Annotated in this window: 27 protein-coding genes; 12 read left to right on the plus strand and 15 right to left on the minus strand. The window is 61.5% G+C overall.

Going from position 1 to position 25,081, the window contains the following annotated elements; all coding sequences use genetic code 11:
- Positions 1-105: 105 nt before the first annotated feature.
- Together EIC84_RS15285 and upp are read left to right on the plus strand one after the other, a co-directional pair.
- Positions 106-1,080, plus strand: coding sequence for a threo-3-hydroxy-L-aspartate ammonia-lyase (locus EIC84_RS15285; RefSeq protein WP_003062769.1), 975 nt, complete (start codon positions 106-108; stop codon positions 1,078-1,080).
- A 112-nt stretch (positions 1,081-1,192) separates the two neighbouring features.
- Positions 1,193-1,825 (plus strand): uracil phosphoribosyltransferase, encoded by a 633-nt coding sequence (upp, locus tag EIC84_RS15290; RefSeq protein WP_003062768.1) that lies wholly within the window; start codon positions 1,193-1,195, stop codon positions 1,823-1,825.
- Between the two features lie 120 nt (positions 1,826-1,945).
- On the opposite strand, the gene EIC84_RS15295 is transcribed toward upp, so the two are convergent.
- Complete coding sequence (locus EIC84_RS15295; RefSeq protein ID WP_003062767.1) at positions 1,946-3,043, minus strand: DUF6817 domain-containing protein; 1,098 nt, start codon at positions 3,041-3,043, stop codon at positions 1,946-1,948.
- A gap of 4 nt (positions 3,044-3,047) precedes the next feature.
- On the minus strand, positions 3,048-3,848 hold the full coding sequence (locus tag EIC84_RS15300; RefSeq protein WP_003062766.1) for a MetQ/NlpA family ABC transporter substrate-binding protein: 801 nt from the start codon (positions 3,846-3,848) through the stop codon (positions 3,048-3,050).
- Between the two features lie 293 nt (positions 3,849-4,141).
- Here EIC84_RS15300 and EIC84_RS15305 point away from each other — a divergent pair, with 293 nt between their 5' ends.
- Positions 4,142-4,828, plus strand: a complete 687-nt coding sequence (locus EIC84_RS15305; protein WP_003062765.1) for a type 1 glutamine amidotransferase domain-containing protein — start codon at positions 4,142-4,144, stop codon at positions 4,826-4,828.
- Here the strand turns inward: EIC84_RS15305 and EIC84_RS15310 are convergent.
- Positions 4,813-5,262, minus strand: a complete 450-nt coding sequence (locus EIC84_RS15310) for a MerR family transcriptional regulator (RefSeq protein ID WP_003062764.1) — start codon at positions 5,260-5,262, stop codon at positions 4,813-4,815. The genes EIC84_RS15305 and EIC84_RS15310 overlap by 16 nt on opposite strands.
- Before the next feature lie 264 nt (positions 5,263-5,526).
- On the opposite strand from EIC84_RS15310, the gene EIC84_RS15315 reads away from it, so the two are divergent.
- Together EIC84_RS15315 and EIC84_RS15320 are read left to right on the plus strand one after the other, a co-directional pair.
- Positions 5,527-5,916, plus strand: a complete 390-nt coding sequence (locus tag EIC84_RS15315) for a hypothetical protein (protein ID WP_003062763.1) — start codon at positions 5,527-5,529, stop codon at positions 5,914-5,916.
- Positions 5,917-5,950: 34 nt separating this feature from the next.
- Positions 5,951-6,949, plus strand: coding sequence for a catalase family peroxidase (locus EIC84_RS15320; protein ID WP_034361505.1), 999 nt, complete (start codon positions 5,951-5,953; stop codon positions 6,947-6,949).
- A gap of 219 nt (positions 6,950-7,168) precedes the next feature.
- Here EIC84_RS15320 and EIC84_RS15325 read toward each other — a convergent pair whose 3' ends face one another.
- Positions 7,169-7,603 (minus strand): hypothetical protein, encoded by a 435-nt coding sequence (locus EIC84_RS15325; RefSeq protein ID WP_003062761.1) that lies wholly within the window; start codon positions 7,601-7,603, stop codon positions 7,169-7,171.
- Between the two features lie 336 nt (positions 7,604-7,939).
- Positions 7,940-8,182, minus strand: coding sequence for a DUF2938 family protein (locus tag EIC84_RS15330; protein WP_080554099.1), 243 nt, complete (start codon positions 8,180-8,182; stop codon positions 7,940-7,942).
- Positions 8,183-8,221: 39 nt separating this feature from the next.
- On the opposite strand from EIC84_RS15330, the gene EIC84_RS15335 reads away from it, so the two are divergent.
- Positions 8,222-8,671, plus strand: a complete 450-nt coding sequence (locus EIC84_RS15335; protein ID WP_003062760.1) for a GNAT family N-acetyltransferase — start codon at positions 8,222-8,224, stop codon at positions 8,669-8,671.
- 301 nt (positions 8,672-8,972) lie between these two features.
- Here the strand turns inward: EIC84_RS15335 and EIC84_RS15340 are convergent, their stop codons facing one another.
- Positions 8,973-9,953 carry a GlxA family transcriptional regulator gene (locus tag EIC84_RS15340; protein WP_003062759.1) on the minus strand — a complete coding sequence of 327 codons (981 nt, stop codon included), beginning with the start codon at positions 9,951-9,953 and terminating at the stop codon, positions 8,973-8,975.
- Between the two features lie 108 nt (positions 9,954-10,061).
- On the opposite strand from EIC84_RS15340, the gene EIC84_RS15345 reads away from it, so the two are divergent.
- Positions 10,062-10,655, plus strand: coding sequence for an isochorismatase family protein (locus EIC84_RS15345; RefSeq protein WP_003062758.1), 594 nt, complete (start codon positions 10,062-10,064; stop codon positions 10,653-10,655).
- A 265-nt stretch (positions 10,656-10,920) separates the two neighbouring features.
- Here EIC84_RS15345 and EIC84_RS15350 read toward each other — a convergent pair whose 3' ends face one another.
- Genes EIC84_RS15350 through EIC84_RS15365 form a run of 4 tightly spaced genes read right to left on the minus strand, consistent with a single transcriptional unit; the run spans position 10,921 to position 14,898 of the window.
- Positions 10,921-11,802 carry an amidohydrolase gene (locus EIC84_RS15350; RefSeq protein WP_080554098.1) on the minus strand — a complete coding sequence of 294 codons (882 nt, stop codon included), beginning with the start codon at positions 11,800-11,802 and terminating at the stop codon, positions 10,921-10,923.
- A 19-nt stretch (positions 11,803-11,821) separates the two neighbouring features.
- Entirely contained in the window at positions 11,822-12,889 is a 1,068-nt protein-coding gene (locus EIC84_RS15355; protein ID WP_003062756.1) for an isocitrate/isopropylmalate dehydrogenase family protein, read from the minus strand.
- Positions 12,890-12,913: 24 nt separating this feature from the next.
- The gene (locus tag EIC84_RS15360; RefSeq protein ID WP_034361501.1) at positions 12,914-13,918 is read right to left on the minus strand and encodes a tripartite tricarboxylate transporter substrate binding protein; all 1,005 of its coding nucleotides are present in this window, start codon (positions 13,916-13,918) and stop codon (positions 12,914-12,916) included.
- A 2-nt stretch (positions 13,919-13,920) separates the two neighbouring features.
- Positions 13,921-14,898 carry a tripartite tricarboxylate transporter substrate binding protein gene (locus EIC84_RS15365; RefSeq protein WP_003062754.1) on the minus strand — a complete coding sequence of 326 codons (978 nt, stop codon included), beginning with the start codon at positions 14,896-14,898 and terminating at the stop codon, positions 13,921-13,923.
- A gap of 92 nt (positions 14,899-14,990) precedes the next feature.
- Between EIC84_RS15365 and EIC84_RS15370 the strand changes: the two genes are divergently transcribed.
- Both EIC84_RS15370 and EIC84_RS15375 read left to right on the plus strand, forming a co-directional pair.
- Positions 14,991-15,881 (plus strand): LysR family transcriptional regulator, encoded by an 891-nt coding sequence (locus EIC84_RS15370; RefSeq protein ID WP_003053812.1) that lies wholly within the window; start codon positions 14,991-14,993, stop codon positions 15,879-15,881.
- Positions 15,882-16,086: 205 nt separating this feature from the next.
- A complete protein-coding gene (locus EIC84_RS15375; RefSeq protein WP_003062753.1) occupies positions 16,087-17,070 on the plus strand; it encodes an NAD-dependent epimerase/dehydratase family protein in 984 nt (327 codons plus the stop codon).
- 18 nt (positions 17,071-17,088) lie between these two features.
- On the opposite strand, the gene EIC84_RS15380 is transcribed toward EIC84_RS15375, so the two are convergent.
- Positions 17,089-18,963: a hypothetical protein gene (locus EIC84_RS15380; RefSeq protein ID WP_003062752.1), complete on the minus strand. Its 1,875-nt coding sequence runs from the start codon at positions 18,961-18,963 to the stop codon at positions 17,089-17,091.
- A 125-nt stretch (positions 18,964-19,088) separates the two neighbouring features.
- A complete protein-coding gene (locus EIC84_RS15385) occupies positions 19,089-19,793 on the minus strand; it encodes a YebC/PmpR family DNA-binding transcriptional regulator (RefSeq protein WP_003062751.1) in 705 nt (234 codons plus the stop codon).
- 187 nt (positions 19,794-19,980) lie between these two features.
- On the opposite strand from EIC84_RS15385, the gene EIC84_RS15390 reads away from it, so the two are divergent.
- The gene (locus tag EIC84_RS15390) at positions 19,981-21,123 is read left to right on the plus strand and encodes a PQQ-dependent sugar dehydrogenase (protein ID WP_003062750.1); all 1,143 of its coding nucleotides are present in this window, start codon (positions 19,981-19,983) and stop codon (positions 21,121-21,123) included.
- Positions 21,124-21,130: 7 nt separating this feature from the next.
- Here the strand turns inward: EIC84_RS15390 and EIC84_RS15395 are convergent, their stop codons facing one another.
- Positions 21,131-21,556, minus strand: coding sequence for a hypothetical protein (locus EIC84_RS15395; protein ID WP_003062749.1), 426 nt, complete (start codon positions 21,554-21,556; stop codon positions 21,131-21,133).
- 134 nt (positions 21,557-21,690) lie between these two features.
- On the opposite strand from EIC84_RS15395, the gene EIC84_RS15400 reads away from it, so the two are divergent.
- Entirely contained in the window at positions 21,691-22,920 is a 1,230-nt protein-coding gene (locus tag EIC84_RS15400; RefSeq protein ID WP_003062748.1) for a nucleoside recognition domain-containing protein, read from the plus strand.
- Positions 22,921-22,935: 15 nt separating this feature from the next.
- Entirely contained in the window at positions 22,936-23,556 is a 621-nt protein-coding gene (locus EIC84_RS15405) for a hypothetical protein (RefSeq protein ID WP_003062747.1), read from the plus strand.
- A gap of 37 nt (positions 23,557-23,593) precedes the next feature.
- On the opposite strand, the gene EIC84_RS15410 is transcribed toward EIC84_RS15405, so the two are convergent.
- Together EIC84_RS15410 and EIC84_RS15415 are read right to left on the minus strand one after the other, a co-directional pair.
- Positions 23,594-24,517 carry an amino acid ABC transporter substrate-binding protein gene (locus EIC84_RS15410; protein WP_003062746.1) on the minus strand — a complete coding sequence of 308 codons (924 nt, stop codon included), beginning with the start codon at positions 24,515-24,517 and terminating at the stop codon, positions 23,594-23,596.
- An 82-nt stretch (positions 24,518-24,599) separates the two neighbouring features.
- A complete protein-coding gene (locus EIC84_RS15415) occupies positions 24,600-25,025 on the minus strand; it encodes a VOC family protein (RefSeq protein WP_003062745.1) in 426 nt (141 codons plus the stop codon).
- Positions 25,026-25,081 lie beyond the last annotated feature (56 nt).

Raw genomic sequence — 25,081 nt, forward strand, 5'->3', positions numbered from 1 at the left:
CGCTGGGCGCCATCGACAGGTAGCCGAGCCGCAACGCTGCAAATCGGCTTGAAGTGGGCGAGGCGCCGTTATCATGGATTCAGTACCACCCCAGCCTGTCTTGCCATGAGCACAAACACCGCCCCCCTGCCCACTTATGACGATGTCGTGGCCGCTGCCCAGCGCCTGCAGGGCGTAGCCCACCGCACGCCGGTGCTGACCAGCCGCACCATGGACGAACAGCTGGGCGCGCGCCTGTTCTTCAAATGCGAGAACCTGCAGCGCATAGGCGCTTTCAAGTTTCGCGGCGCCTACAACGCTCTGGCGCAGTTCACACCCGAGCAGCGCAAGGGCGGCGCCCTGGCCTTTTCCTCCGGCAACCATGCCCAGGCCATTGCCCAGGCAGCCCAGTTGCTGGACATGCCGGCCCTGATTGTCATGCCCGAGGATGCACCGGCTTCCAAGATGGCCGCCACGCGCGGCTATGGCGCCCAGGTCGTCACCTACAACCGCTTCACCGAAGACCGCGAAGCCATCGCCCACAAGCTGGCGACCGAGCGTGGCATGACACTGATCCCGCCTTACAACCACCGCGACGTGATCGCCGGTCAGGGCACGGCGGTCAAGGAATTGCTGGAGGAAGTGCCGGATCTGGACTACCTGTTTGTCTGCCTGGGCGGCGGCGGTCTGCTCTCCGGCAGCCTGCTGGCCGCAAACGCCCTGGCTCCGCAATGCAAGGTAATCGGCGTTGAGCCCGAAGCGGGCAATGATGTGCAGCAGTCGCTGCGCGCCGGCCATATCGTCAAGATCGATACGCCGCGCACCATTGCCGACGGTGCCCAGACCCAGGCGCCGGGCGATCTGACCTTTGCCATCATCCAGCAGCGAGTGAACGAAGTTCTTACCGTTAACGACGAGCAATTGGTCCAGGCCATGCGCTTTTATGCCGAGCGCATGAAAATCGTGGTCGAACCCACGGGATCGCTGTCTCTGGCAGCTGCCATACACGGCGGTTTGCCGCTCAAGGGCAAGCGCGTGGGCATTGTGATCAGCGGCGGCAATGTGGATTTAGAGCGTTTTGCCAGCCTGCTGTCCGAGTGACAGCGAAAATAGCGTCCGTTGCGGCCCGGCCCGCATCCGCCTGATCCCATTTTTTGCAAGCACAAGTCCGCCACAAGCGGGCCTGCCTGCCTTCACCACAAAGACCAAGAACATGAGCACTCTGCATTTGATCGACCACCCTCTGGTCCAGCACAAACTGACACTGATGCGCCGCAAGGAAGCATCGACCAACAGCTTTCGCCGCATGCTGGGCGAGCTGTCCACACTGATGGCCTATGAGCTGACGCGCGACTTCCCGCTGCAGGATGTCGAGATCGAAACCCCCATGGAAAAGACCATGGGCAAGGTCATTGACGGCAAGAAGCTGGCCCTGGTTTCCATTCTGCGTGCCGGCAACGGTTTCCTGGACGGCATGCTCAACGTGGTGCCCGGCGCGCGCATCGGTCACATCGGCCTGTTCCGCGACCCCGAAACCCTCAAGCCCGTCGAGTACTACTACAAGATGCCCGAAAACATGGGCGAGCGCGACGTGATCGTCGTCGACCCCATGCTGGCCACCGGCAACTCGGCTGTGGCTGCCGTGCAGCAGCTCAAGGACAAGAGCGCGCCCAAGTCCATCAAGTTCATGTGCCTGCTGGCCGCCCCCGAAGGCGTGAAGACCATGCAGGCCGCCCACCCCGATGTGGACATCTACACCGCCGCCGTGGACCGCGAGCTGGACAGCCATGGCTACATCCTGCCCGGCCTGGGCGATGCGGGCGACCGTATCTTCGGCACCAAGTAAGCGAGCTCTGACTCAGTCGATGAGCCCCGGCAGTTGCCCGACTGCCGGGTTTTTTTCATATTGCCTGATGTCCGCCCCAGGCGGCAGTGCTTGCTCAGCCTGAGCCTGTGCTGGCCCAGGCTAGCGCAGTGCCATATTGTTGAGCTTGTCCAGCCGTGCAGGCCAGCTGTCCTCCCGGGCCGACTGCAGCAGGATACGCGTCCAGGCAATCCAGGCATCCCACTGCACGCGCTTGTCCCAGGCATTGCCCCAGGCGCAAAAGCACTGCAGCGCGCTATCGGCGGCCCGGGCGGCATCGGTGTTGCGGCCCGCGCTCAGGTATAGCTGGGCCAGCACCATCTGCGGCTCGCCCACCCAGGGGTTGAGCGCGACAGCCTGCTCCAGCGTGGCGGTGGCAGCGTCCAGATCGACCAGCGGCTGATCGAGCTGAATCACCGACCAGTACAGCGCTACGGCCGCAGCCTCGTTGCCAGCGCTCAGTAGCTGGCTGCAGTTCGCAAAAACGGGCGGCAGCGGCAGCTGGGTCTTGAGCGCAGGATGCTGCAGCGCCTGACCCAGGCCGCTGATCTGGCTGAGCATGCGGCTGCTGGGGCGCATGGGGCCGGGCCACAACGACGCCGCCCAGTGCACAGCCTGCTGACGACTGTGGTCCACAGCCGGGAAGCGCGAGTAGATGTCTTCCTGCCAGCTGAACCACTGCTCCATGCTGTCGGCCATGCTGACAATCGCGAACACAGCCACTTCATAGGCGGTGAGTCTGATGGTCTCGCGCGGCTCGGGGCCGTTGCGCTCCAGCTGCATGCTGCCGTCCGCCGCGATATCGCCAGCCAGCAGCTTTTGCACGAACTGGGTGCGGCTCATGGTGCAGAACAGATAGACCAGATGCTCGGCCTGCTCGCCGATCAGGCGCTTGAGATGCTCGCGCTCGTTGCCGGCATCGAACTTGACCAGATCGACAAAGGCATTGCCGTAGACACTGTGCAGCAGACCCAGCAGGCGCACGTCCCTGGGTTGCTGCCACAGCGCCAGAGAGCGCGCCACGCCTGCCAGATGGTGGCGAAAAGTGCCGGCCTTGTGCCAATCCTGGCCCACACCGCGCTCCAGCACCACAGGCAGCAGCGGCGCCAGATCGGCGTCACGGCTCAGCCATTCCTCGTCCAGCAAAGTCTTGGCGCGCTCGAACAGCGCCTCATCCAGTTGATTCCAGGGCTGATTCATGCGCTCACCATGCGGTTGTGTAGGCACCCTTGAAGGTCTTTTCCACAAAGGCCTTGACCTCGGGTGACTGGTAGGCCTTCACAAACGCCTGCAAGCCTTTGCTGTTTTCATGGCCGGCACGCGTGACGATAAGCACGGTCACATAAGGCGTGTTCACATCTTCCAGCGCCAGCGAGTCGCCCTGGGGGGACAGGCCGGCTGCCACGGCATAGCTGCTGTTCACGGCCGCGGCGTCCAGATCATCGAGGGCGCGGGCCAGCTGGGCGGCTTCGAGCTCGACAAACCTGAGCTTTCTGGGGTTGGCCGTGATGTCCAGCACCGAAGCGCGCGCACCGGCATCGGCCTTGAGCGTGATCAATCCCTGCTTGGCCAGCACCATCAGAGCACGCGAGCCATTGGTGGGGTCGTTGGGAATGCCCACGCGCGCGCCGCTCTTGAGATCGGTCAGCTTTCTGACCTTTCTGGAGTACACGCCCATTTGCTGGTTCACAGCCTTGGCCACGGGCACCAGCTTGTAGCCACGGTCCTTGTTCTGGGCATCGAGGAAGGGCTGGTGCTGATAGATGTTGGCGTCGAGATCGCCGGTCGACAGCGCCGCATTGGGCTGGATGAAGTCGCCAAACTCCACCAGCCTGACCTTCAGGCCCTGCCTGGCTGCAACCTGCTTGGCCACTTCGGCAATCTGGGCGTGGGGGCCGGCCGTCACGCCGACGGTCACGGCCAGATCCTGGGCCTGGGCCAGCAATGCGGCAGGTACCAGGGCGGCAACTGCCAGGGTTTTTACGAGAGAACGCTTGTGCACCATGGGCACCTTTCAAGACAAATCCGGAAAACTCAGGTCCGCCAAGCATGTACACGCTCAGGGACAGCAGCTTGAAACTTAACGCATAAAGCAAACCTCAGCAGCCAGGCTGGAGCCCGCCCCCATCACAAAGCGGGATGGCTGGCAGCGCGGCTCGGAAAACATCTATAAAAACCAGCTCAATCCCTTACCTATAAAGCGATTAAAGCTATCAAAACAGGAATACCTCAAGCACACTGCATGCTTGACATTGAACTGCACTTCAAGCTTAAGTTGGGAGCCACAGGAGACTCCCCATGCCCCGTCGCATTCTTCACGTCGTCAGCAACGTCGCCCATTACGATGACCCTGCCGAGCCCACCGGCCTGTGGCTGTCAGAGCTCAGCCATGCCTGGGAAGTCTTTGCCCAGCGGGGTTACGCACAGCACCTGGTCAGCCCGCTGGGCGGCCGCTCGCCGCTGGAGCCGCGCTCGCTGAAATGGCCGAACCTGGATGCTACGGCCAGGGCATGGCTGGCGGATGCAGCGCGCATGGCCCTGCTCTCCAACACGGCAGCCCCTGATGCCGTGGACGCACAAGACTTTGATGCCATTTATTTCACCGGCGGCCATGCCGTGATGTGGGACTTTCCATCCTCGCAGGGACTGCAGCGCATCACGCGTGACCTCCATGAGCGCGGTGGCGTCGTTGCCTCGGTCTGCCACGGCTATTGCGGTCTCCTCGAAACCCGCCTGTCCGACGGCTCGCTGCTGGTCGCCGGATGCAGGCTGACAGGCTTTTCCTGGCTGGAGGAAAGGCTGGCCGGCGTGGCCGGCAAAGTGCCGTACAACGCCGAAGCGCTGATGCGCCAACGCGGTGCCCAATATGAGAAAGCCTGGCTGCCCTTTGTCTCCAAGGTCGTGACGGACGGCAGGCTGGTCACTGGGCAGAACCCGCAGTCGGCCCAGGCCACTGCCCTGCAGGTGGCTCAGTTGCTGGGCTGAGCGGGCCGGCCTGTCGCCTCCTCGTCCCGCCCCAGCAAGCGCATTTGCGACAGCACGCGCCGTGCGTTGCCGGCGCAGTCCATGTCCTTGGGTCTGGCCTCGATCTGGGCGATCAGCTCGCCCAGATCGACGCGATTTTGCGTCAGCTGTGCCAGCATCAGATCGATGCTTTGCAGCTTGCGATGCAGTGTGGCCAGCAACTCGTCATGTTGCCACTGTTTCAGATCCTCGGGCAGCAGCTGGCGCAGCTCCTGCAGGCTGAAGCCGGCCTGCTGCGCCGTAGCAATCAGCCTGAGCGCCAGCACCGCCTCTTCGGGATAGCTGCGATAGCCGTTGGCCTGGCGCTGGGCAACGCTCAGCAGGCCAATGCGCTCGTAAAAACGAATGCGCGATGCGGCAAGACCTGTGCGCTGGGCAAGTTCTCCGATTTTCATGTGCGCCATTCTCGCGCAATCCGCGCTTGACCTTGAACCTGACTTCAAGCTCACGCTTGCATCACTCCCGGTCGTTGAGGCCGGCAAAGCCTGTGCTTCAAGGAGTGGAATCGCAGATCCATTCGGGCACCAATGGTCAGATCGCCTTGCGCGAAGTACGACGATTTCTGCCTGGGCAGTCTCGGAGGATGAGCGGCCAGAGATTTCAATGGAATAAACAGCGTCATTGAACTGTTTAAGCAGGTCAACCTCAAGGAGATCTCCATGACCCGACTCGCTTCCCTCACCACCCTCACCTCGGTGTTCCTAGCGGCCTGTGCTGTGACAGCTGCCGCCCAGGCGCAGACGCCCGCTTCTGCCATGAATGGCGTGCTCGTGGGCCCCAACCAGATGACGCTTTATATCTTTGACAAAGATGCCACCGGATCCGGCAAGAGCGTATGCAACGGTGGCTGCGCCACGAACTGGCCACCTCTGACGGTGGCCCCGGGTGCGACGGCTACCGGTGACTGGAGCTTGGTTGTCCGCGACAACGGTGATCAGCAATGGGCCTACAAGGGCCGTCCTCTCTATTACTGGGCCAAGGATGCCAAGCCCGGAGACAGAACGGGAGATGGATTGCTCAACAACAGCTGGCACATCGCCAAGCCCTGAGAACTCAAGCCTGGATCATCAAGAGGAAGAAACAATGAAGCTCCGAAAAATGAAGCTCGCGCTGAGCTGTGTCATGGTGGTGCCGCCGGCTTTCACCCTGGCAGCCGAGCAGGAGGTGACGGCACCGCGGGTGGTCCAGGCTCTGGAAGCGACCTTTGGCGTTCATCAGGGAGAGCGCCGCAATCACATCAAGGGGTCCTGCGCAGTGGGCGAGTTCACCGCTACCGCCGAGGCCGCCAGCTACTCGCGCTCCACACTGTTTTCCGGCCAAGCCGTTCCGGTGATTGCGCGCTTCTCGCTGGCAGGAGGAAACCCCAAGGTTCCAGATGTTGCCCAAAGCGCGCGTGGAATGGCCCTGCAATTCAAGCTCCCGCTGGGTCAGGTACACCAGATGTCCATGTTGAACACCCCCATGTTCGGTGCCGCCCACCCCGGAACGTTTCTGGACCTGACCGAGGCTCAGCGCCCCGATCCAGCCACCGGCAAACCGGACCCAAAAAAGCTCAAAGCATTCAGGGCCTCCCATCCTGACAGCCTGGCTCAGGCGCAATACCTGGCCAGCCACAACCCTCCCGACAGCTATACCCGCAGCGCATTCTTTGGCATTCACACCTTCAAGTTCATCAATGCACAGGACAAGGTGACTCTGGTGCGCTGGCGCTTCGTACCGCAGGAGGGAGAGAAGCCGCTAAGCAACGAGGCGCTGAAGACGGCCGGGTCGGACTTTCTGGAAACTGCATTGATCAGCAGCACATCAAAAAAACCGGCTCGCTGGGACATGCTGGTGACTGTCGGGCAGCCGGGTGATCCCCAGGATGACCCCACGCAGTCATGGCCCGCACAGCGACCTGAGTTCAAGGCCGGCACCTTGACGATCACGAGTGCCTCGACTCAGAAAGGAGGCTTGTGCGAGCCGATCAACTTTGATCCGATGGTGATGGCCGACGGCATTGCCCCCACCAATGATCCGGTGCTCCGCTTTCGCTCCCAGGCCTATGCGGTGTCATTTGGCAAGCGCTTGAGTGGTCAATAAACTCCGAGGATCAAGCTCAGTGCATTCCTCCTTAGGTTCCAGCAAGGCCAAAGTCAAGCAAGGGTGAACCTGGAAGGCAAGCTACCGGCCGATCTTCGACTGTCGTTAATCGGCCGGTAGCAGCCAGTAGCGGCCACACAGTGCCGTGTCCCAGTCACGTTGGGCATGTGGCACATGCTTGAAGATGACGCTGTGATCTGAAAAGGGATCTTGCGCATGTCACCCCTTCCACTCGAATGCGCAGGCCGTCTGGCCACTCGGTGCATTTCGCAGGCGGTTCAGAAAATTCAACTGGCTTCTGGCCGTTTGACTCCCCTTTACGGCAGCTTGCCGCAGCCAGTGAGCTGCCTCGCAGCGATCTGCCTTTACCGCAGCGCCGTACAAGGTTGGGCCGGCCAGAAGCACCCATGCCAGTGTTTCCTGCGCTTGTGCCTCGCCATCGCGGGCCGCCTGGCGCAGCAACGCGAGCATAGGGGCGTAGTCACCTGCAGTCTGGGCTTCCAAGGCCAGTTGAAATCGCTGCTCTGGGCTGGTTGCCATGTCAAAAGACAAGGGGGTCGCCAGCGCCAGCGCGCCAGACAGGGTTGCTGCGATGAACAAGGCACGCACTGCATGTCGGGCCGGTGTGGCAATTGAACGGAATTCGAATCGCATTTTTGTCTCCACTTGAACTGAGTGGGCCCATCGTCGTAACAATCTCGCTCGCTGAAAATTGGGAATTTTCGAAGATGCCCTCAGGGCCACCCAGAGGCTGATTCGAACTGATGTATCGACCCAGCGAAAAGCCTGCACTGGACCGCCCCGGGGTTTTGAGGAGGCTTTAACTCATAAGAAGGTGAATCGGCGGCAGTCCAGTAGCAGATACTGGCTTTGGAGTCGCCGATGCTGATGTCGCAATGAAAGACTGCAGGCATTGATCAAGGCGCAGCGAACGACAGCAACGGGTCGTGAGCATTCCTTGGCGGCAGGCTGTTACCGGCCAAAAGCAGACTATCGGTAGTCAGATTTAGAAGTGACTGCTTTCGCGCACAGATACAGGCCCACTCCAAAAACAATATGTGTGGCCAGTCCCAGTGCACGACTTTGCCAAGGATGAGGAGCTTTGCGGCTTGCCAGCCCAGCTTCTAAAGCAGGCAGCAGAATCACCCAAGGCAGTACCAAGGTCGCACCGCCGAAGATCAGCGCAGGAGCCAGCGTAGGAGCCTGTATCCACAAAGGCGGCGCAAAGCACATGACCTCTACTTCTGTGCATTCAAGCACGCTACTAAAGCAATGAAAATCGATATTGAACCGATCCCTAATTCCGCTCAACACGAATTGAAAACGATGCTTCTCGGCTACCTGACCGAGTTGGGGGTGGATGCGGAATATACCTATCTCCCTCTCTACTGGACTGAGCCAGGGCGGTTTCCCTATTTCATCCTTGCAGATGGTCAGGTTGCTGGTTTTGCACTCGTTCGTACTCTAGACCAGTCACCTCTCTTCGAGATGGCCGAATTCGGCGTTTCAAAGTCGTATCGTGGTCTCGCTATAGGAAAGACCGCGGTAAAGGCTCTTTTTGCCAAGCATCAAGGGCATTGGCGAGTCGCTGTGATGCCGGGCAATCTCTCGGGGTTGCGATTCTGGCGCTCCGTGGTGCCACGCAGCACGTCGGTAGCATTCAGTGAAGAGCCCGATGAGGCTCCTTGCATGTTGATGTCGTTTTCTACTGCACAGCCCTGAATTCCGTGTCGGTTCGCTCAATGGCTGCTTGACAACGTTATGAGCGACGGCTTTGGGTCGTTCTGAGACGGCCGCCTATCGGTCAGAAACAGATATTTGATTCAGTGAATTACCGCCGTCCTACTGATGTGTAACCCAGACATTCTGTGTTGCGCCGTCCGTTTCAAACCGCAAGTTTGGCGGACCAAAGCGAGCAAGGCAATCTGGGCTGCAGCGCTTGCAAGCTGCGAACCGGTGATACCTGGTCTGAACGCTTGAGCAGTAGCTACGCATGAGTTGCCCGGTTCTGCGGCCTGCCTCTTCATTCATGGGTGCGAAATCGGCTGCGGTACTCGGCAGGTGTGGTGTTCAGTTGCCTGCGAAACGCGCGAGTCAGCGTATCGGTAGTGCCTAGACCGCAGGCGATGGCGATGCGCACCAGTGACTCATCAGACGTCTCAAGGCGGTTGCGCGCCATCTCCACACGCACGGACTCTATGTACGCGGCAGGCGTGGTGCACAACTCGGTCTTGAACAGGCGGGCCAGTTGTCGCTCGCTGACGTGGATTCGTTCGGCCAGGAGCGGCAGCGTGAGCGGCCTAGCAACGTTCTGCGCTATGTAGTGGCGTAGCGCGTCCATACGGCGTGTGGTCGAAGGCTGGGCTATGGCTACGCTGAACTGGCTCTGCCCGCCGGGCCGCTTCAGGAACATGACGAGCTGCCGGGCCACACGCTGTGCCGCTGCCTCGCCGAAGTCGTCTGCCACCAGGGCCAACGCCAGATCCAGACAGGCTGTCAGGCCCGCGCCCGTCCACAGATTGCCTTCGCGGATAAAGATCGGCTCGGCATCCACGGTAACGGCTGGGTACTCTGCTGCCAGCTGCTGCGCGGTGGACCAGTGCGTGGTGACACGCTTGCCATCCAGCAGCCCTGCCGCGGCGAGCACATGTGCGCCCACGCAGACGGAGGTGATGCGTCGGGTGCGGGCAGCCAATTTCTTCACCCACGACACGACTTGCGGGTCGACCACGGCGCGCAGTTCGCGCGCCGCATTCCTTTGCACCGCACCGGGCACTACCAGCGTGTCGATGCGCTTGCGCGCCAACTGGGCAAAGGTGATGTCAGGCAGCACGCGCACACCCGCAGAGGTCTGCACTGCCTCCAATGTCTCAGCCGCCAGCACTACACGATAGCCTGTGGGCTGCTCCATCTCGCGCTCGAGTAGCGAGAACACTTCGGCGGGACCGGTCATGTCCAGCAGATCCACCTGATTGAACAGAACGATGACGATGAGGCGTTCCATGTGCTGCCTGCAGAGAGTGTCTGAATCTGCATGTTATATGACATTGCAGACATTACCCTGCTTTCCTACCATTCCTTCATCGCTCAACATTGACAAGGAAACCGGACCATGACCCCCTCGAAGACCCTGAGAGAACTCAACGCCCTCGACGCCTCGCCTGCCACCCTGGCCAACGCCACCTTGGTGCTGGTGGACTACCAGAACACCTACACGCGCGGCGTGATGGAACTCACGGGCTGGAAGCCCGCGCTGGAAGCTGCCTCAGCCCTGCTTGCCCGCGCACGTGCAGCGGGAACAAAGATCATTCATGTGATGCATGACGGCGGCGCGGGCTCTGCTTACGACATCACGGAGGACATCGGGCAGATTCACGCCAGCGTGGCGCCCATCACTGGCGAAGCCGTGGTGGTGAAGCAGGCCCCCAACAGCTTTGTGGGAACCAATCTCGGTGAGCTGGTAGACGCAGCAGGCCGCCAGCAACTCATCATCATCGGCTTCATGACCCATATGTGCGTGACATTCACGGCCGAGGGCGCCTTTCTACGCGGCAACCAACCAACCATCGTGGCCGATGCCTGCGCCACGCGCCCCTTGCGCAGTGCCGTGGCAGAGGTGGAGGCAGTGCAGCTGCATCACAGCGCACTGGCGACCATTGCTGATTTGTACGGTGTCGTCGTCCCCTCGGGCACCGCTCTGCACTGAAGTTTGGCGGGATCCGCAGCTCAAGTGGCTCTGGTTGATGGCCTCTGCCTACTTGGGCCCAAGGGGCTGAGCCCATTGGCAGCCTTGAGATGCCGTGCGTGTATGTCCTCGCAAAATCGCCCCGGTAGCGCTGAGACATGTTTTGAGCAAGTGCTGCGGCCCGCTCGGCCCTCCCCCCCTTGGCAAAGCGCTCCCCCGCTTTGTCTTTGAAGCAGCCAAGCGGTTGCTCCCCGGTTTGCTGGACACTTTCAGCCCAATTGAGCACTCAATCCGAAACCCAGCCAAACAGGCGCGCCGGATTTTTCACCAGCACCTGTTGCTGCTCATCCTCATCCATCAGCCAGCGGCCTATGTCCTGTTGGATGGTCTGCGCGGGCACCGTGCGGAACTGGCTAGGCTCCAAGGCTGAGACGCCAGCATCCCTGGCTGTATGCGGCCAGTCACTGCCCCACAGCACTCCCTGTGGAGCATGGCTCACCAGATGCCTTGCCCAGGCGCAGGCCCATTGCGCTTCAGCCAGACGATAAGGCGCGGAAAGCTTGACAAATATCCGGCCACTTTCAGCAAGTCGAAGCAGCAATCCGTCATCTTGAGAGGCTGTTGCCGGGAACGGCACCATTGCGAAATGGTCCAGGACAAAAGACCCCGGCAACCGACTCAGGTGCGTGCTCACAGCTTGCAGCACCGGGTAAGCCATATATAGCTGGATACTCCAGCCCAGATGGCAAACGCGCTCGCTCCAGTATGAGAGTTCGTTGCAAGCCGAGGCGACGTCTTCGTTGCCCGAGCTTTGCAGGTTCACGCGGATTGCTCGCACACCTGCTGCATGCCAGACATGCAGCTGAGCCTCGCTGACCTCGCGCGGTGCGACTGCCACGCCACGAGCACTGTCACCGAGCTCGGCCAGGGCATCCAGCAGGCACTGGTTGTCAAACCCGTAAACGCTTGGCTGCACCAGCACCACGCGCTGCATGCCGATGGCCTGCAAATGCTGCCGCAGCGCCTGAACCGATGCTTGACGCGGTGTGTAGTGCCGCATTGGATCCATGGAATACTGCTGCTGCGGCCCAAATACATGGGTGTGCGTGTCGCAGCGCAAAGCCGGGAGCTCTGCCCCCGTCCTTGAACTTCGGTCAACTACCGCCATGACTTTGCCTTGCCTGGCTTCACCGCGTCAACGAAGCGATACGCTGTGCCAGCTTGCGGCCTGTGGCAGCCGTGCCGAGCTGACCGCCCACATCGCGCGTGGCCTCGCCATGCTCGACAGCCTGGGCTGCACAGGTGACGATGGCCTCGCTGGCCCGCACAAAACGCATGTCATTGCTGCGCTGACCGTACCAGTTCAGCAGCTGGCTGGCCGACAAGATCAGCGAAAACGGATTGGCGATGTCCTGGCCTGCGATGTCTGGCGCAGACCCATGAGCCGCTTGTCCCATGGCGTATTGCTGGCCGGCGTTGACGGAGCCTCCCAGGCCCAGACTGCCGGACAACTCGGCCGTCAGGTCAGAGAGGATGTCACCGAACATATTGGTCGTGACGATGACGTCGAAGCGTTGAGGCGCACGCACCACATGGGCCATCATCGCGTCGACGATGAATTCATCGACCTCGATCTCTGGAAAATCCTTGGCGACACGCTGACATTCTTCAATGAACATGCCGTCGCCCAACTTGAGCACATTGGCCTTGTGGACGATGCTGACATGCTTGCGCCGGCGCTGGGCCAGTTCGAAGGCCGAACGCGCCACGCGTGCGCAGCATTCGCGGGTGATCCGGCGAAGAGAGACGACCACGTCGGACGTGATCAGCATTTCGCTGCCGCCCGATGCAATGTTGCGATCTGCGTAGAAGCCTTCGGTGTTCTCACGAACCACGACCAGATCGAAATCATCCACCTTGTGCGGCACGCCAGCCCAGGTTCGCGCCGGCCGGATGTTGGCAAACAAGTCCAGCTCCTTGCGAAAGAACTTGGAGGGGTTGATCTCGCCCTTGGCTTCGTCCTTGAATTCATAGGTGGCCATGGGGCCGAGCATCAGGCCGTCAGCAGCCTTGACCTTGGCCAGCAGTTCCGGCGTGACCGTCGCACCATATTTGCGCAGGCTCTCGTGGCCGGCGACATCGTGGTCCAGGGCCAGATTCAGATCAAACTTATGAGATACAGCCTCCAGCACCTCCACTGTGGCGGCCATGGTTTCCGGGCCGATTCCATCGCCGGGCAATACAACCAGTTTCATACTCAACTCTCTCTTTTTCAACGCTTAATCAATCAATATGGAAGTGCTTCGGACCAGTTGCCGGTATTTGGTGATTTCCTTGCGGACAAAAGCATCCACCTCCTGCGGCGTATAGCTTTTGACCAGAGTGCCTTCTGCCTCGAAGCGTGCCTTCAGCGCGGGCTGCTGCACGATCTGGTTGATTCTTTGTGACAGCAGTTGCACCACCGGCGCCGGAGTCTGCCTGGGCGCGAAGTAACCACCCCAGAGGCTGAATTCGAAGCCCGGAAATTTCTCGGCAACCGTGGGCACGCCTGGCAGCGCTGCGATGGGCTCCAGACCGGTGACCGCCAATGCGCGCACCTTGCCGCCTTTGATATGTGACAGGATCGATGGCGTGCTGGCCATGAAGAACTGCACCTGCGCTCCAATGAGGTCGGTGATCGCCTGGCCGGCCCCCTTGTAGGGAATATGGACCATCTGAACTTTGGCGGCCTCTGCAAGGGCTGCTGCTGCCAGATGCCCCGGTGTTGCCGTACCGGACGAAGCGTATGCCACCTTGCCTGGCGCTGCCTTGGCAGCGGCGATCAGGTCGTCCAGCGATTTCCATGGTGCGCTGGCAGGAACCGCCAGCACCAGCGGAGAGTCGCCAACCAGGGCCACGCCTTGCAGATCCTTCAGGCTGTCATAGCCTGGGCTCTTCATGGCCGCCCCGTTGATGGCGATCTCTCCGGTCTGGCCCAGCAGCAATGTCAGTCCATCCGCAGGAGCGCGCACCACCATGCGTGTGCCCAGCGCTCCACTGGCGCCAGGACGGTTGTCAACGATGACGGATTGCCCAAGTGCCTTGCCCAGATCGTTGGAAATCAGTCGTGCGAATACATCGCCCTGTCCTCCTGGCGCATACGGAACGACGACAGTGACTGGACGTCCTGGAAAACTTGGCTGCGCTCTTGCCATGCTCGCGGCCACCGCTGCAGAGCCCGCGCAGATGGCAGCCAGTACCTGTCTTCTCGACACCAGGCCTGAGGGGTCGTGGGATAGCAACATGCTCAGAGCTCCATGCCAGGCTTGCTTGCCACAGCTTTCCACTTGCCCAGCTCATCGTGAAGTTCCGCGGCAAAGGCCTTCGGGCTCAGGGAAATAGGCGTTGCGCCTTCATGCTTGAGACGCGAGCGCACTGGCTCAGCGGCGGCGGCTGCATTAACGGCTTGATTGAGCTGATTCACGATCTCTGGTGACACCCCGGCGGGCGCAAGCACACCCCACCATGTGGTCACGTCATAGCCCTTGATTCCGGCTTCTGCCATGGTGGGCACCTGCGGAAACAGGCTGGAGCGCTGAGCACTGGTGACGGCAAGAAGCTCCAGCTTGCCGGTCTTGAGGTGCGGAAGAATGGTCGGCACCGTGGCAAAGAATGCATCCACACGACCTGCCAGCAGTTCCAGCGCAGCAGGGCCGCTGCCTTTGAAGGGGACATGCGTCATTGGAAGCGTCGCCTGCTGCCTGAAAAGTTCGCCAGACAGGTGGTTGATGCTGCCAGCGCCAGCTGAACAGTAATTGATTCCGCCTTCGCGTGTTTTGGCAATCCTTGGCAAATCCGCGACCGACTTCGCCCCCAGAGCCTTGTTGGTTACCAGAAGCAGAGGCCCGCGACCGATCATTGCCACCGGAGCAAAGTCTGTTTCCGGCTTGTAGGGCAGCTTGGGATCAATGGCTGCGTTCGTCGCAAAAGTGGATGTTGCAAACAGCAGCGTGTAGCCATCGGCCTTGGCTTTTGCCACAAAGTTCGCGCCTATGGAGCCACCTGCCCCACCCTTGTTGTCAACGACAACTGGCTGGCCAAAACGATTTGACAACTGGCTGGCAATGTCACGTGCGATGCTGTCTGTACCGCCACCGGCCACAAAAGGAACAACCAGCGTGATGGGACGCTCGGGCCATTTTCCCTGAGCTGTCGCCGAACTCACCAGCATCAATCCAGCGGCTGCGGCGAGCCACGCTTTTCTGAAATCACCCAAGCCTTGCATTTCGTCTCCGTTTCTTATGTTCTGGGCGAATGATCAGTGATTTAATTAATGCAGTAAATTGCAAAAAAACTTCTCATTGATGCGTTTTTCAAATGAATTTCGACATTGCTGATCTCAAAGCCTTTGTGGCTGTGGCAGAGCTGGCCAGTTTCAAGCGCGCAGCCGAGTTGCTGCACATCTCCCAACCGGCCTTATCGAGACGAGTCGAAAAACTGGAGCAAGCCCTGTCGCTCAAGCTCCTGGAGCGAACCACTCGCAAAGTGGAACTCAATGCCATGGGACGTGTTTTCTTGCCTCGTGCCCAGCATGTACTGGCCGAACTGGAGGCCTCGTTGATAGGGATGACCGAACTCAACGAACGGCTGCACGGCCTGGTGACCATTGCCTGCATCCCTTCGGTCGTGGATACGGTGGTGGCAAGCGCCATCCATCAGATCAAGAAGCAGTTCCCTCGCATTCGGCTGCGCATCCTGGACCAACCCGCTGCAGACATCCTGCTGACCGTGGCACGCTCCGAAGTGGATTTCGGAATCGGCTATCTCGGAGCCAGCGAGCCTGACCTCGACTTCGAAGAACTGGCTTCGGAGTCCTTTGTGCTGGCCTGCCGCAAAGACCATCCTCTGGCCACCCGCAGCAGCATTTGCTGGAGCGAGCTGGCACACCAGGACTGTGTCACTCAAGCGCAAGGCAGCGGCAATCGCCTGCTCATCGACCAGGCTCTGTCAAACACCGTCACCCGACCCCATTGGGTATGCGAAGTTCAACATGTCCCCAGCCTGCTCAGCCTGGTTCGACGCGGGGTGGGCGTGGGTGCGGTCCCTCAGCATGCAATCAGCGGGACCGATCTCTGTGGCATCCCGTTGGTAGAACCGCAGGTACTACGCAGCATCGGTTTGATCTCGCGACGGGGCAAGGCACTTTCTGCCATGGCTCAGGAACTCCAGAGGGCCTTGCGACTGGTTCATATCCAGCAGTTGAACTGAGCGCAAAGCTCTGAGTAGATGGCTACCTGATGAGAGCTGCTGGTGTAGCGCGCTATTCCTCGCCCAGGCCTGCGCTCTTCCTGGCTGGGCGGGCGGGCCCGCCATTCCTGCGCAAATTGCGCTTGACCTTGAACCAAGCTTCAAGCTTACGCTTGCCTCGTTCCCGGTCACCAAGGCTGGTGAAGCTATTCATCTAGGAGCAGGAATGCAGACCATATTGGGCGCCAACGGGCAGATCGCCACCGAGCTGGCGCGCGAACTCAAGCGCAACTACAGCGATGAACTCAAGCTGGTGAGCCGCAGGCCGCGCAAGATACATGACACGGACCTGCTTGAAGCCGCCGATCTGCTCGATGCCGAGCAAACAGCCAGAGCCGTTCAGGGCAGCAGCGTGGTGTATTTCACCGCAGGGCTGCCTCCCGATACCCAGCTTTGGGAGCAGCAGTTTCCGGCCATGCTGCACAACGCCCTGGCGGCCAGCCGCACTGCGGGGGCCCCATTTGTCTATTTCGACAACACCTATATGTATCCGCAGAACGCGCAGCTGCAGACCGAGCAGACGGCATTCGCCCCTGTGGGGCGCAAAGGCCGGGTGCGCGCCGCCATGGCCGAGATGGTGCTGTCCGAGATGGCACGCGGGGAGATCCCCGTGCTGATCGCACGGGCGCCCGAGTTCTACGGCCCGGCCCAGACGCAGAGCATTACCAACACCTTGGTGATTGACAGGCTCAAGGCCGGCAAGACACCACTGGCCCCGGTGCGAGACGACCGCCTGCGCACCCTGATCTGGACCCCCGATGCCAGTAGGGCTCTGGCCTTGCTGGGCAACACGCCCGATGCTTATGGCCAGACCTGGCATCTGCCATGCGACGATACTCGCCCCAACTACAAGCAGCTGATCGACTGGGCCAGCCAGAGCTTTGGCCGCTCTTCCCGGTCTTCCCGCCATCACCTGCTGCCCCGCTTGGTACTGAGCGCAGCCGGCCTGATCTCCAAGCCCGTGGCAGAGCTGCGAGAGCTGCTGCCCCGCTATGCCCACGACAATCTGTTTGACTCCGGCAAGTTCAAGCAGGCATTTCCGGGGTTTGTCGTTACCAGCTACCGGCAGGGGCTGGCGCTGATTGCCGATGAATTTCATAGAAATCAGCAGCAATCCTTTGCCCAGCCTTCAGAAGCAGCTATCAAATAAGCATCGATAGTTAAAAAGCTACCAGCTCAGCGCCTGGGCCAGCTGCTCGGCCCGGGTTTGCTCGCGCGGGCTTCCCACCGAGGCGCGCAGGATGGCACGACTTGCACCCTGGTCAACGATCCAGAAGACGACGTGCTTGATGGGGGTTGCGCCCGACCTGCTCTCCTGCGGGCTCACTTCAAATGTCCATTGGCGGCCTTCAGGCCGGCGGTCCCTGGACCGCGTCGGCGCAGTGAAGCTGCGCTTTTTCAAGCTCCCGGCCTTCAAGCGGAACTGCTTTTCCAGCGCTGCACGCAGCAGCTTTTCCTGCGCTTCGTCGGACTCGGGGATCTTCAGCTCCGTGGTCAGACCCAGTTGCTGCCCGGTCATCAGATCGCGGTACATCACGCGCTGCGAATCCTTAGGCTCTTGCAGATGAAAGCCCGCCGCACGCATGGGCAGCACCATGCCGGTGTGCCGGTTTTCCAGGTCGGCCACCTGCGGGTCACTGGCCTGCACCCAGATGTTCTGCAGCCCACCAGCATTGCGCAGGTACTGGCGCATCAGTCGCGCGGCATCGGCGTCGCGGCCCTGCCGCGCCGCCAGCTCGGCCCCATATTGCTGGGCCAGGTCCACCAGCTCGGACTCCAGCCTGAACAGGCTGACATAGGGCCAGGCCTTCAGTGCCTGATCCAGATAGCGGCCAGCCTCGGCTTGCTGACCGGCCTTGAAGGCCGAGATCCCAGCCACTGTACTCAGGCGCGCCAGCTCGGCAGGGAACTGGGCATCGGCCAAGGCCGCGCGGGCCAGTTGACCGGCCCTGGGCCAGTCTTCATCGACCCGCCAGGCATGACTCACCTCGCGCTCCTGGCGCGGTAGCTCTGGCGGCAGCTCGGGCGCTTTGGGCCATTGCATGGCCTGCCACAGCTGGGGCAGTTGCAGCAGTGCGCTGTCACGCTCGCTGTCCATTTGCTCGGCGTGCAGGCTCAGTTTCCAGTTGCCGCGCACCAGCCCCCAGTCCAGATGCAGGATGTCGGGCCTCCCCTCTTCTCTTTTCTCGCGGCTGGCCTGCTGGCTTTGCACAGCGTCGCCGAACGGCAGGGCCGGTAGCCTCAGCCCAGGCTCTGGCGTCTGCTCGCTGGCAAAAATGCCACGCTCCTGCTGCAACGACTTCTGCTTGGCTGCAGCGTCCATGTCTTTCAGACCATCGTCATAACCGAGCCGCATGCGGACCCGCAGGCGCCTGCCATCGGGTTTCAGATAGACGTACTCCAGGCTCGCGACATCCTTGCGATCCTTGGTCGGCTCCAGCTGGACCAGCACCCAGCGCCCCTGCACCAGCGGCACGCTGAGCTGTGCGGCCTGGTAGTGCAGCTGCTGGTCTGCCGTATTCCACTGCCACAGCGGCCCAAAAGCCTTGGACTCCTGCTTGAGCGCCTGCAGATAGCGAGTCAGTGCGCCTTGATCGCCGGCCATCATGGCGGCCGTCAGACCGCGCTGTATCAGCGCCTGCATCTGACCGCTGACCGGGTCGTAGCCCTCGGCCGCGGCCAGAGCCATCATCCGGTCGGTCTGCAACACGGCCTGCGCATACTGTCCCTGCTGATAAAGCAAGGCGTAGAGCAAACCGGAGGCATCGAGCTGCTCGTAAGGATTGCCGCGCGGCAGCGTCATGTCCAGCAGCTTGTGCGCCTGGGCAACGGCATCGTCCCAACGCTTGCCCTGTGCGGCCTCGACCACGGCACGGCGCTGCTTGAAAAAAGGCGAATCCTGTTCGGCAGGCGAATCCGCCTGTCGCGCAACCCCCGTCTGCCTTTCAGGCTCGGCCGCCTGCGGCGCGGGGCCCGACAGCAGCAAGACCACCGCCATGGCAGTCAGAGAAACAGGCGCGGGGATGCGAGGCAAAAAATACATGAAGGCAATCCACAAGGCAGTTCAGCAGCCTTGCAGTATAGAAAACCGCTGCCTGCCCGCAGGCCAGGGGAAAGTCAAAAAAGAGAGCGGCCCAGGGCCGCTCTCTTTGCCAGACGGCAATGACTTCAGTCCACCAGACCGGCGTAGACATGCTGCACGTCGTCGTCGTTTTCCAGACCGGCCAGGAATTCCTGCACTTCTTCCTGCTGCTCGGCAGACAGGCTGCTCATGCTGATGGGGTTCTTGGCCTTGTAGCCCAGCTTGACCGACAGCACCTTGATGCCTTGCGCGGGCAGAGCCTTGCTCACGGCGTCCAGATCGGCAATATCGGTAATGAACAGCGTCGTGCCTTCTTCTTCACCGGGCTCGAAGTCCTGGGCGCCAGCTTCGATGGCGGCCATTTCGACGTCGGCGCCGTTTTCAGGCTCGCCTTCGATCATGCCCACATGGTCAAAATCCCAGGCCACAGCGCTCATCTGGCCCTTGCGGAAGCAGACACGCATATTGGGAGCCGTGCGATTGGGATTGTCGGTCAGGCACTCCACCATCACGGGCACGCGATGGGGGGCATAGCCTTCAAACAGCACGCTGGAGTAGTTCACGGCGTCGGCGCCAACGCCGGCCCCCTTCTTGATGGCACGATCCAGCGTGTCCTTGGGCATGGAAGCCTTGCGGGCCGCTTCCACCGCCATGCGCAGACGCGAATTGGCTGCGGGATCACCACCGCCCAGGCGCGCAGCAACCATGATTTCCTTGACCAGCTTGCCAAACAGCTTACCCTTGGCATCGGCGACCAGCGCCTTGCCCTTTGCTTTCCATTGCGCGCCCATGGCTGCGTTCCTTGTTGAATATGGTCCAAGCCTGCGTTGTGCACACACAAGCCGCTCGCCAGAACTGTGGCGAGCAAAAGCCGGATTTATACACCTGTGCGCAATCTTTTGTCGGCAAACTGCATCAAGCCCGGGTCATAAATACAGGCAAACAGCAAGCGATTGACCGTCCACCCAGGAGGAAAAAATGCACCGCATCACCATTCACGCCCTCGCTTGCAGTGTGCTGGCCCTGCTCGGCTCGCAGGCCCTGGCTGCCGCCGAGCTGAGCACGCAAACGATGGCAACAGGACTGGAGCACCCCTGGGCACTGGCCTTTTTGCCGGACGGACGCTATCTGGTGACAGAGCGCCCTGGCCGCATGCGCACTGTCGAGGCCGGGGGCAGGCTCAACGCACCTCTCAAAGGCCTTCCCGCCATCGCCGCCGCCGGGCAAGGCGGCATGCTGGACTTGGTGCTGGACAGCGACTTCGCCAGCAACCGCCAGCTCTATTTCTGCTTCTCGGAGCCGGGGCAAGGTGCGGACAGAGGCAAGAACAGCACGGCCCTGGCCAAAGCCCGGCTCTCGGCCGACGCCAGCGCCCTGGAAAACGTGCAGATTCTGTTCAGTCAGCGTCCCAAGATCGATTCGGCCCTGCACTTCGGCTGCCGCATCGTGGAACGCAAAGTCAACGGCAAACCCGACGGCTCGCTGTTTCTGACGCTCGGAGAGCGCTACAAGGCCATGCAGGAGGCACAGAATCTGCAGACCCATCTGGGCAAGATCGTGCGCGTCAACAAGGATGGCAGCGTGCCTCGCGACAACCCCTTTGCGGGCAGGCCCGATGCACTGGCCGAGATCTGGAGCTATGGCCACCGCAACAGCCAGGGCGCCGCACTGGGGCCGGATGACGAACTCTGGATGACAGAGCATGGCCCGCAGGGCGGCGATGAACTCAACCGCATCGAGCCGGGCAAGAATTACGGCTGGCCCGTCATCACCTATGGCGAAAACTATGGAGGCGGCAAGATCGGTGCCGGCATCACCGAAAAGACGGGCATGGAGCAACCCCGGCATTACTGGGTACCGTCGATTGCCACCTCGGGGCTCGCCTATCTGAGCAGCGAGCGCTATGGCATGGCCTGGAAAGGCTCCTTCATCACGGGTGCACTCAAGGCCATGCAGCTGCAGCGCCTGCAGATTGCCGATGGCAAGGTCACCGCCACCGAAGTGCTGCTGCCGCGCCTGAGCCAGCGCGTACGTGATGTGCGCCAGGGACCGGACGGTCTGCTGTACCTGCTCACCGATTCATCCAATGGACAATTGCTGCGTGTGCTGGCAAAGCCTTGAGTTCGGATCAGCGCAGCACGCCGCGGCTTTTGAGCCAGTAGAAATAGCCCAAAATGCAGAACCAGAAGATGGCCTCTCCCAACCACAAGCCCAGCGACAGCATATCGACCTGGCTGCCGAGCCTGCTGACATACCAGAACATGCCAGCCTGACTGACCACGCCGAGCACCACGTAAAGAACGCCCAGCAGCAGAGCCGCACGATTGCGCGTCCACAGCAGCCACACCAGCGTGAAGCACATGGCCGAATTCAGCGCCAGCATGGCCTGCAGCACCAGAGCCCACTGGATCCTGGCACCAGTACGCCAGCCGTCCGAAAAATCGGCCTCCAGCAACATCCAGCCGCTCATCAGGCCAAGAAAACCGAACAGACACATCAACAGGGCCAGCCCCTTGCCATAGGGCTGCTCCCAGAGAACTTGCTTTGCTGTCATCCGTCCACTGTCCCTGTCTGATTCAAAACATCTGAGGGCCCGCCATGCTCTCCCGGGCAACCAAGGAGCCACAGTGTGCCATTGCTGCCCCGGTTTCGCGCCACAATCGGCTGCAGTACAGAACAGGCGCTTATATGCTCAATGCCTTGTGGCTCGGTTTTTTTCTCGTGGCAGCGGCAGCTGCGCTCGCGCAGTGGCTGCTGGGCGGTCAGGCAGATGTGTTCTCATCCATGGTGCAGGCTCTATTTGCCATGGCCAGGCTGTCCGTCGAAGTGATGGTGCTGCTGTTTGGCACGCTCACGTTGTGGCTGGGCTTTCTGCGCATTGCAGAAAAAGCGGGCGTGGTCGAATGGCTGGCAAAAATGCTGGGTCCGCTGTTTGCCAAGCTCATGCCCGAGGTGCCGCGCGGTCACCCCGCACTGGGCCTGATCACGCTGAACTTTGCCGCCAACGGGTTGGGGCTGGACAACGCGGCCACGCCCATGGGCCTCAAGGCCATGCGCGCTCTGCAGGAGCTGAACCCGAAGCCCGACACCGCAACCAATGCGCAGATCCTGTTTCTCGTGCTCAATGCCTCGTCACTGACGCTGCTGCCGGTCACCATCTTCATGTACCGCATGCAGCAGGGTGCGGCCGATCCGACGCTGGTCTTTCTGCCGATTCTGCTGGCCACTTCCGCCTCTACGCTGGTGGGCCTGTTCAGCGTCGCACTCGTGCAGCGGCTGCCCCTGTTCAGTCCCGTGGTGCTGGCCTATCTGGTGCCCGTGGGGTTGGCGCTGGCAGCCTTCATGGCCTTTCTGGCCACGCTCAGCGCGGCGGCGCTGGCCCAGCTTTCCTCGCTCATGGGTAACCTCACGCTATTTGCGCTGATCGTGCTGTTTGTGGGCCTGGGCGCGCTGCGCAAGGTGGCCGTGTACGACAGCTTTATCGAGGGGGCCAAGGAGGGCTTCGATGTGGCCAGGAACCTTCTGCCCTATCTGGTCGCCATGCTCTGCGCCGTGGGCGTGTTTCGCGCCTCGGGGGCACTGGAATATGCGCTGTCGGCTATCCGCTGGACGGTGGACGTTTTGGGCATGGATGCCCGCTTTGTCGATGCCCTGCCCACGGCGCTGGTCAAGCCCTTTTCCGGTAGCGCGGCGCGCGCCATGCTGATCGAGACCATGCAAAGCCAGGGCGTGGACAGTTTTGCGGCTCTGGCTGCAGCCACGATTCAGGGCAGCACCGAAACCACCTTCTATGTGCTGGCCGTGTACTTTGGTGCCGTGGGCATTCAGCGCGCGCGCCATGCCGTACCCTGCGCACTGGTGGCCGAGCTGGCCGGCGTGGTCGCCGCCATCGTGGTTTGCTACCACTTTTTTGGTTGATATCCTGGAAGCAGCATGACCGCTTCAGATCATCTCTTCGAGCGCTCCTGGCTGCGTGCCTGGCAGACGCTTCACGCCACACCGCCCCAAGGCCTGAAGCAGGCCCTGCTGGCCGCCTATGCCGAGCCGCAGCGCCACTATCACACGCTGCAGCATCTGAGCGAATGCCTGGCGCATTTCGAAACCGTGGCGTACCAGGCCCGGCACCCTGGCGAAGTAGAGATCGCGCTTTGGTTCCATGACGCCGTCTACGACGTCAAGGGCAAGGATAATGAGCTTCGCAGCGCACGCTGGGCGGCCCAAGTCCTGGGCAACAGCGGCGTGGACGAGGCCGCTTGCAGGCGCGTGCAGGCCCTGATCATGGCCACCTGTCATGAATCCACGCCCGAAGACGATGAAGCCCGGTTGCTCGTGGACATCGACCTGGCCATCCTCGGTGCCGCCCCCGACCGGTTTGCCGAGTACGACTCCCAGGTGCGTGCCGAATACGCCTGGGTGCCGCGCCCCATCTATGCGCTCAAGCGCAGGCAGGTGCTCAAAGGCTTTCTTCAGCGCAAGACCATCTACGCCACCTCGCACTTCCACGCCCTGCTGGAGCAACAGGCCCGCAGCAATCTGCAGCGGGCCGTGGCCTAGGACGGGCGGGCGTCGTCATTCGCGCCATGGCCTGACGCTATTGCGTGCGGCCCACCACGAGGCGCACCGCCGCATAGTCCTCCAGCGGCTTGTCGCTGGGAGCGGCCCAGGCAGCGCGCGTCGCCTCCGATGCGGGCAGATTGATGGCCACTCCCGTCGGCGGCACGGGCTTCATGAACCACTTGTCGTAGAGCGCGGCCACTTCGCCGCTGGATGCCATCCCGCGGATCTGGGCGTCGAACAGCTTCTTGAATTCCGGCGACTTCCTGTCCAGCATGATGGCAATGGGCTCCACGCTGAAGGGCTCGCCCACGATGGCGTACTGCCCCGGATCACGCAGCCGCGACAGTCCCGACGCCAGGATCTGGCCGTCCGCCACACAGGCATCCGCGCGGCCCGTCTCCAGCAGGATGAAGCATTCGGCATTGTCCTTGGCCATCAGCACATTGAAGTCCACGCCCTTTTCCTTGCTGAAGCGCCTGAGCAGGGTCACGGCCGTGGCGCCCGTGGTCGCGGCCACGTTGCGCCCCTTGAGCTGTGCCACCTCGGTGATGCCCGAGTTCTTGCGCACTGCCGTGCGCACCTCCTCCATGTAGACCGTGGGTGCGAACGCAACCTCCTTCTGGCGCGCCGCATTGTTGGTGGTGGTGCCGCATTCCACATCCACCGTGCCGTTGGCGACCAGGGGCACGCGGTTTTGCGCCGTCACCATCTGGTAGCGAATGTCCAGCCGCGGCAGCTTCAACTGCTGCTGCATGCGTGCCAGCGCCTTCTCGCACAGCTCCACATGGAAGCCCGCGTACTTGCCGTTGCCCAAGGTGTAGGACATGGTGCCCGAGGCCTCGCGCACGCCCATGGTCACCACGCCCGTATCCCTGATCCTGTCCAGCGTCTCGGCCTGCGCTGCGACGGCCAGACAGGCTGCCGCACCCATGACGATATGGCTCAATGTGACTTTCATCGCTCAATCCTTTTTGTTCTTGCCTGGAGAAAAACACCGCTTTGCGGGCGCTGCGGGAACAGGCCCGGACGCAATTCACCGCCTACTTGGCGAACAGCTGACTCATGTCCTTGAAAGCCTTGAACTCCAGCGCATTGCCGCAGGGGTCGAGCAGGAACATGGTGGCCTGCTCGCCCACCTGGCCCTTGAATCGGATGTAGGGCTCAATGACGAATTCGGTGCCAAAGGACTTGAGGCGCTCGGCCAAGGCTTCCCATTGCGGCCATGCGAGCACGATGCCGAAGTGCGGCACCGGAACGTCGTGGCCGTCGACTGGATTGGTGTGGGCGCTGTCCTGGGCTGTGGTCTTGGGATGCTCGTGGATCACCAACTGGTGGCCGTAGAAGTCGAAGTCCACCCACTGCGTGCTGGAACGCCCCTCGGGCAGGCCGAACACTTCGCCATAGAAACGGCGCGCCGCGGGCAGGTCATACACGGGAATGGCCAAGTGAAAGGGAGACAGGCTCATGGGGAAACTCCGGAAATCGTTATGGGGTCGGGGGAAAAGCCTGCGGGCAAGGCCTG

This window comes from Comamonas sp. A23 (genome assembly GCF_004522605.1).
Classification (GTDB): Bacteria; Pseudomonadota; Gammaproteobacteria; order Burkholderiales; family Burkholderiaceae_C; genus Comamonas; species Comamonas thiooxydans.

Bases quoted from the DNA above. Each gene is read 5' to 3' on its own strand.
- EIC84_RS15360 (WP_034361501.1), bottom strand. From the start codon at position 13,918: ATGTTGCTATCCCACGACCCCTCAGGCCTGGTGTCGAGAAGACAGGTA.
- EIC84_RS15295 (WP_003062767.1), bottom strand. From the start codon at position 3,043: ATGAATCAGCCCTGGAATCAACTGGATGAGGCGCTGTTCGAGCGCGCC.
- EIC84_RS15335 (WP_003062760.1), top strand. From the start codon at position 8,222: ATGAAAATCGATATTGAACCGATCCCTAATTCCGCTCAACACGAATTG.
- EIC84_RS15325 (WP_003062761.1), bottom strand. From the start codon at position 7,603: ATGCGATTCGAATTCCGTTCAATTGCCACACCGGCCCGACATGCAGTG.
- EIC84_RS15375 (WP_003062753.1), top strand. From the start codon at position 16,087: ATGCAGACCATATTGGGCGCCAACGGGCAGATCGCCACCGAGCTGGCG.
- EIC84_RS15285 (WP_003062769.1), top strand. From the start codon at position 106: ATGAGCACAAACACCGCCCCCCTGCCCACTTATGACGATGTCGTGGCC.
- EIC84_RS15330 (WP_080554099.1), bottom strand. From the start codon at position 8,182: ATGTGCTTTGCGCCGCCTTTGTGGATACAGGCTCCTACGCTGGCTCCT.
- EIC84_RS15395 (WP_003062749.1), bottom strand. From the start codon at position 21,556: ATGACAGCAAAGCAAGTTCTCTGGGAGCAGCCCTATGGCAAGGGGCTG.
- EIC84_RS15380 (WP_003062752.1), bottom strand. From the start codon at position 18,963: ATGTATTTTTTGCCTCGCATCCCCGCGCCTGTTTCTCTGACTGCCATG.
- EIC84_RS15405 (WP_003062747.1), top strand. From the start codon at position 22,936: ATGACCGCTTCAGATCATCTCTTCGAGCGCTCCTGGCTGCGTGCCTGG.
- upp (WP_003062768.1), top strand. From the start codon at position 1,193: ATGAGCACTCTGCATTTGATCGACCACCCTCTGGTCCAGCACAAACTG.
- EIC84_RS15305 (WP_003062765.1), top strand. From the start codon at position 4,142: ATGCCCCGTCGCATTCTTCACGTCGTCAGCAACGTCGCCCATTACGAT.
- EIC84_RS15345 (WP_003062758.1), top strand. From the start codon at position 10,062: ATGACCCCCTCGAAGACCCTGAGAGAACTCAACGCCCTCGACGCCTCG.
- EIC84_RS15315 (WP_003062763.1), top strand. From the start codon at position 5,527: ATGACCCGACTCGCTTCCCTCACCACCCTCACCTCGGTGTTCCTAGCG.
- EIC84_RS15350 (WP_080554098.1), bottom strand. From the start codon at position 11,802: ATGGCGGTAGTTGACCGAAGTTCAAGGACGGGGGCAGAGCTCCCGGCT.
- EIC84_RS15390 (WP_003062750.1), top strand. From the start codon at position 19,981: ATGCACCGCATCACCATTCACGCCCTCGCTTGCAGTGTGCTGGCCCTG.
- EIC84_RS15355 (WP_003062756.1), bottom strand. From the start codon at position 12,889: ATGAAACTGGTTGTATTGCCCGGCGATGGAATCGGCCCGGAAACCATG.
- EIC84_RS15370 (WP_003053812.1), top strand. From the start codon at position 14,991: ATGAATTTCGACATTGCTGATCTCAAAGCCTTTGTGGCTGTGGCAGAG.
- EIC84_RS15385 (WP_003062751.1), bottom strand. From the start codon at position 19,793: ATGGGCGCGCAATGGAAAGCAAAGGGCAAGGCGCTGGTCGCCGATGCC.
- EIC84_RS15365 (WP_003062754.1), bottom strand. From the start codon at position 14,898: ATGCAAGGCTTGGGTGATTTCAGAAAAGCGTGGCTCGCCGCAGCCGCT.
- EIC84_RS15310 (WP_003062764.1), bottom strand. From the start codon at position 5,262: ATGAAAATCGGAGAACTTGCCCAGCGCACAGGTCTTGCCGCATCGCGC.
- EIC84_RS15340 (WP_003062759.1), bottom strand. From the start codon at position 9,953: ATGGAACGCCTCATCGTCATCGTTCTGTTCAATCAGGTGGATCTGCTG.
- EIC84_RS15410 (WP_003062746.1), bottom strand. From the start codon at position 24,517: ATGAAAGTCACATTGAGCCATATCGTCATGGGTGCGGCAGCCTGTCTG.
- EIC84_RS15415 (WP_003062745.1), bottom strand. From the start codon at position 25,025: ATGAGCCTGTCTCCCTTTCACTTGGCCATTCCCGTGTATGACCTGCCC.
- EIC84_RS15300 (WP_003062766.1), bottom strand. From the start codon at position 3,848: ATGGTGCACAAGCGTTCTCTCGTAAAAACCCTGGCAGTTGCCGCCCTG.
- EIC84_RS15400 (WP_003062748.1), top strand. From the start codon at position 21,691: ATGCTCAATGCCTTGTGGCTCGGTTTTTTTCTCGTGGCAGCGGCAGCT.
- EIC84_RS15320 (WP_034361505.1), top strand. From the start codon at position 5,951: ATGAAGCTCCGAAAAATGAAGCTCGCGCTGAGCTGTGTCATGGTGGTG.